Origin of the sequence: Caulobacter sp. B11 (assembly GCF_002737765.1) — a bacterium.
Taxonomy (GTDB): domain Bacteria; phylum Pseudomonadota; class Alphaproteobacteria; order Caulobacterales; family Caulobacteraceae; genus Caulobacter.
In genome coordinates, this window is sequence record NZ_PEGG01000269.1 from 1 (window position 1) to 4,393 (window position 4,393).

Consider the following 4,393-nt stretch of genomic DNA (forward strand, 5'->3'; position numbering starts at 1 on the left):
ACGCCCGAGATGGCGTCGGAGCCATAGACGGCCGAGGCGCTGCCGCTGAGCACCTCGATGCGGTCGATCATGCCCAGCGGGATCGAGGAGGTGTCGGTGAAGGCGCTCTTGCCGTTGAACGGCAGGGGGAAGTCGGCGATGCGGCGGCCATTGACCAGCACCAGGGTATGGTTGGGGCCCAGGCCGCGCAGATCGACCTGCTGGGCGCCGGGCGTCCAGTCCGCGCCGCTGGACGACTGCTGGGTCTGGGTTTCGCCGCCGTTCTGGGTGAGGCTGCGCAGCACGTCCGGCACGCTGTTGAAACCGGCGGCCTTGATGTTCTCGGCGGTGATGACGGTGACCGGGGCGGGGCCCTCGGTGGCGATGCGGGGAATGCGCGACCCGGTGACGACCAGGGCCTCGACCGCGTTTTCGTCGGCCTGCGGAGCGGTTTGCGCGAACGCCTGGCCCGTGATCATCAGGCCGGCCGCGCCGACCAGGGCGCTGGCCCGAAGCAGATGGATCTTCATCATTATCCCCTCGTTTTTAGCGGCTTATCCGTTCCCATGGACAGGCCCCGCGGCGGGTTGAACCCTGCCGTTGACTCATGTTGGATTGCATTTCGAACAAATTGAAAGCTTAAAAGATCAAATTGTCAGAAATTGTGGACACAATGTGTTTCGCGTGCAGCTTTGGCGCCCAACGCGCGGATCCGCGGCGCCAAGCTCGAAAACAGGCGCGGATCTGAGCGGTATGGCGTTGAGCTCTGGACCCGGCGTCGCGCCGACGGCCAGGATCGGAACGGGCGAGGGATGGACATGATGCTGGCGAGAATTTCCGTGGTCGCGATGGCGGCGGCCCTGCTTCTTCCCCTGACCGCCCGCGCGGCCGACGCGCCCGCCAAGGGACCCGACGCCGTCGGGCCGGGCTACGAATACTATGTGATCGGCGATATCACCGCCCCGACCCCGGGCAAGACAGGGCCGCTGCTGGCCCTGATGGGCGGCGGCGACTGGCCGCTGGAGGCCTTCCACCAGTTCGTCAAACAGTCGGGCGGCGGCCACATCGTGGTGCTGCGGGCCCGTGGCGGTCGCGAACTGCAGGATGAGATCTACAAGGACGTCGGCGGCGTGGCCTCGGTCGAGACCCTGGTGATCCAGAACGAGGACGCCGGCGAGGACCCCAAGCTGCTGGCCATCATCGCCCGCGCCGACGGGATCTTCTTCGGCGGCGGCGACCAGAGCAACTATATCCGCGCCTGGAAGGGCACGGCCCTGAACAAGGCGCTGGACGCCCACGTCAAGGCCGGCAAGCCCGTGGGCGGCACCAGCGCCGGCCTCGCCATCCTCGGCGGCCTGTCCTACGGCTGCCTGGACTCGATCAGCATGACCTCGCCCGAGGCGCTGAAGAACCCCACGGCGGCCGGCGTCACCCTGGTGCGCGACTTCCTGCACCTGCCCTACCTGGCCAAGGTCATCACCGACAGCCACTTCGACAAGCGTGATCGCCAGGGCCGCCTGGTGGCCTTTGTCGGCCGGCTGATTCAGGAAGAAGGCGATCCGACGATCACCGGCCTGGGGATCGATGAGGGCGCGGCGATGCTGATCGACGGCGACGGGGTGGGCCGGTTCTACGGTCCCGGTCACGCCTGGCTGGTGCGGCCGATGGCCAAACCCGCCACGATCATCGCCGGCCGCCCCCTGACCTATGCCCCCTTCCCCATCGTCGGCATCGGTCCCGACAGCAGCCTGGACTTCAAGACCTTCCAGGTGACCAAGCCGGCCTTCACCTTGACCGCCGAGGTCAAGGACGGCGTTCTGATCCGCAGCGACCGCTGACCCCCTATCTTCAGCGTTTGCACCGGAGCCCGGCTCCGACCTGTTCAAGAGAGTTGCGATGACCCTGTGCAAGATCCGCTCGCTCAGTCTTTCGATCCTGGCCCTCTGCGCGGTCGGAGCGCCGGCCGCGGCGACCGAGCGCCCGTGGTCCCTGGCCGTTCACGGCGGGTCGGGGGTGCTGGAGCGCAGCGAGCTGACGCCCGAAAAGGAAAAGGCCTATCGCGCCGGCCTGGACGCCGCGCTGGAGGCGGGCGCAAAAGTGCTGAAGGCCGGCGGCTCCAGCCTGGACGCGGTGGAAGCGGTCGTGCGGACTCTGGAAGACAATCCGCTGTTCAACGCCGGCAAGGGCGCGGTGTTCACCGCCGAAGGCCGCAACGAACTGGACGCCTCGATCATGGATGGCGCCACTCTGAAGGCGGGCGCCGTCGCGGGCGTGACCCGCACCCGCAATCCGATCAGCCTGGCCCGGGCGGTGATGGAAAAGTCGCCGCACGTCATGCTGGCCCGCGAAGGCGCCGACCTGTTCTCCAAGGAGCAGGGCCTCGAGCAGGTCGAGCCCGGCTATTTCCGCACCGAGGAGCGCTGGAAGCAGCTGGAGACCTGGCGCAAGGATCACCAGGCCATGCTGGACCCCACCCACCTGTTTGGCACCGTGGGCGCGGTGGCGCTGGATCAGGCCGGACACCTGGCGGCCGCCACCTCGACGGGCGGCATGACCGGCAAGCGCTGGGCCCGGGTCGGCGACACGCCGATCATCGGGGCCGGAACCTATGCCCGCGACGGAGTCTGCGCCGTGTCGGCCACGGGATCGGGTGAATATTTCATCCGCGAGACGGCCGCCCGTCAGGTTTGCGACCGCATCGCCTGGAAGGGCGAAGACGTGCAGACCGCGGCCGACCAGACCATGGCCTCGATCACCAAGATCGGCGGCGACGGCGGCCTGATCGCCATGGACGGCCAGGGACGACCGGCCTTCGGCATGAACGATCTGGGCATGTATCGCGGGGCCATCTCTTCGACGACCCCGACGCCGCGCACGGCGATCTTCAGCAACGAATCCTCGCCCCGGTGACGCGGATGCTCGCAACCGACACCTGGAGGGGCCGATGAAACCGGACGACCAGAACCTCGCCGATATCGACCGGCAGCTGCTGGCCATGCTGCGCCAGGATTCACGCCAGCCGGTCACCAAGCTGGCCGCCGACCTCGGGCTGTCGCGGGCCAATGTCTATGCCCGGCTCAGCCGCCTGGAGCAGGACGGCGTCATCCAAGGCTACACCGTTCGTCTGGGCAGCGACTATGACCGTCGGCTGATCCGCGCCCAGGTGATGATCAAGGTGCAGCTGAAGCTGGCCAAGGCGACGGAGGAGGAGCTGGCGGCCATCGCCGAGCTGTCGGCCTTGCACGCCATCAGCGGCGAATATGACCTGATCGCCCTGATCGAGGCCGAGACGGTCGCCGAACTCAACGCCCTGATCGACCGTATCGGCGCCCTGGAGGGGGTCGAGCGCACGACCTCCTCGATCCTGCTGGCGACGAAGATCCTGCGCTGAGGGCGAGGTCGCGAGCGTTTCTCTCGTCACACCGCCAAAACACGGCGTTTTTCGAGGCCCCAGCCGACCTAAACTCTCCACCAAGAGTGAGGGAGTTCAGCCTTGATCGCTGTCCAGATCGCGAGTCCGGCCTTTCTGGGCGTCGCCGCCGACCGCGGCGACGCGGCCCCGCGGGCCCATGTGATGATCCAGGTCGCGCCGCGCGACGCCGATGGGGTCACCGCGGGCCTGGCCGAGATGAGCGAACTGACCGCCCTGCACCAGATCACCGGCGACTATGACCTGATCGCCGTGGTCGAGGCCGGACGACCCGAGGACCTCGAGCGCACCGTGGCCAGGATCAGCGCCCTGGTCGGCGTTCGACGCGCCCAGGCCTCCGTGCTCCTGCCCCGCGCCGGACGCGCGTTTCATCCTACCACCGTCGACTGAGCCTTCCGGCGCCGCGTCGCGCGCCGGAAGCCATCGGTCTCGAACCCAACTGACGACGTCTGCAACGAGGTACTGTCGTGGAACTGCCCTATCCAAGCCTGATGTTTCTCGGAGACGTGGACCGGGTCAGCGCCAAGACCGCCTCGGGCGTCGCCCACTGGCGACCCGAAGCCTGCCTCGCCCAGCTTCGCCTGCCTGGCTGCGAAGCCGACCTGGGCCTGCCCGACATGACCCCAAAGGCCGCCTACGAGGCCGGCGCCCGCTCGCTGCTGATCGGCGTCGCCAACGCGGGCGGCTATATTCCCGCCGCACTGGGAAGCCGTCCTGATCGAGGCCCTGGAGGCGGGCCTGGACCTGGTCTCTGGCCTGCACACGCGCATGGCCGACCTCCCCAGGTCGCCGAAACCGCCAAGCGGTTGGGTCGCCGGCTGCTGGAGGCGCGGGAACCCGCGCCGGCCTTTTGTGTCGTCGGTACCGGCGACAAGCGCACGGGCTTGCGTCTGCTCACCGTCGGCACCGACTGCGCCGTGGGCAAGATGTACGCCGCCCTGGCCATCACCAAGGAACTGAAGGCGCGCGGCCGCCGACGCCGAC

At 68.2% G+C, this 4,393-nt stretch carries 6 protein-coding genes; 5 read left to right on the top strand and 1 reads right to left on the bottom strand.

The annotated features are described in order from the left end of the window. The coding region (locus tag CSW58_RS10780; RefSeq protein ID WP_148665641.1) for a TonB-dependent siderophore receptor at window positions 1-509 on the bottom strand (509 nt) is incomplete at its 3' end. Window positions 510-800: 291 nt separating this feature from the next. Here CSW58_RS10780 and CSW58_RS10785 point away from each other — a divergent pair. The 5 genes from CSW58_RS10785 to CSW58_RS15310 form a co-directional block, all read left to right on the top strand. Further along, window positions 801-1,817 (top strand): cyanophycinase, encoded by a 1,017-nt coding sequence (locus CSW58_RS10785; protein WP_236627781.1) that lies wholly within the window; start codon window positions 801-803, stop codon window positions 1,815-1,817. A 58-nt stretch (window positions 1,818-1,875) separates the two neighbouring features. Beyond that, entirely contained in the window at window positions 1,876-2,889 is a 1,014-nt protein-coding gene (locus tag CSW58_RS10790) for an isoaspartyl peptidase/L-asparaginase family protein (protein WP_099447282.1), read from the top strand. Between the two features lie 34 nt (window positions 2,890-2,923). Continuing rightward, window positions 2,924-3,370: an Lrp/AsnC family transcriptional regulator gene (locus CSW58_RS10795; RefSeq protein WP_099447283.1), complete on the top strand. Its 447-nt coding sequence runs from the start codon at window positions 2,924-2,926 to the stop codon at window positions 3,368-3,370. 102 nt (window positions 3,371-3,472) lie between these two features. After that, window positions 3,473-3,799, top strand: coding sequence for an Lrp/AsnC ligand binding domain-containing protein (locus CSW58_RS10800; RefSeq protein ID WP_099447284.1), 327 nt, complete (start codon window positions 3,473-3,475; stop codon window positions 3,797-3,799). 494 nt (window positions 3,800-4,293) lie between these two features. Then, window positions 4,294-4,393: DUF1611 domain-containing protein (locus tag CSW58_RS15310; RefSeq protein WP_236627782.1), on the top strand; the 100-nt coding region annotated here is incomplete at its 3' end.